The sequence below is a fragment of the Delftia sp. UME58 genome (assembly GCF_014170385.1).
GTDB classification, from domain to species: Bacteria; Pseudomonadota; Gammaproteobacteria; order Burkholderiales; family Burkholderiaceae_C; genus Comamonas; species Comamonas acidovorans.
Map to the genome: position 1 here is coordinate 1 of NZ_LZZV01000091.1, position 619 is coordinate 619.

Annotated in this window: 1 protein-coding gene; it reads right to left on the bottom strand. The window is 65.3% G+C overall.

The window, feature by feature from the left end; all coding sequences use genetic code 11:
• The coding region (locus A9976_RS23035; protein WP_183020927.1) for an oligopeptide/dipeptide ABC transporter ATP-binding protein at positions 1–619 on the bottom strand (619 nt) is incomplete at both ends.

Genomic DNA, 619 nt, shown 5'->3' on the forward strand with positions numbered 1-619 from the left:
CTCGTCGCCGAGCTTGCGGATGGGGCTGGGGATTTCATCGGACAGCAAAGTGCGCTTCAGATGGCGGCGCGCCGGATCGGCGATCGGCACGGCCGACATCAGCTTCTTGGTGTACGGGTGCTGCGGGTTCTCGAAAATGGCGCGGCGCGGGCCGATCTCGACGATCTGGCCCAGGTACATCACGGCCACGCGATGGCTGACGCGTTCGACCACGGCCATGTCGTGCGAAATGAACAGGAACGAAATGCCCATGTCGCGCTGCAGGTCGATCAGCAGGTTCACGATCTGGGCCTGGATCGACACGTCCAGCGCCGACACCGATTCGTCCGCGATCACGACCTTCGGGTTCAGGGCAAGCGCGCGCGCGATGCAAATGCGCTGGCGCTGGCCGCCCGAGAACTCATGCGGGTAGCGCTGCGCCATTTCCGGCGGCATGCCCACGCGTTCCAGCAATTCGGACACACGGCGCTCGGCGTCGCGCCCCTTCGCCACGCCGTGCACCAGCAGCGGCTCCATGATGGAGAAGCCGACGGTGACGCGCGGGTCCAGCGAGGCGAACGGGTCCTGGAACACGAACTGGATGTCGCGGCGCAGGGATTGCAATTCACTGTTCTTCAGG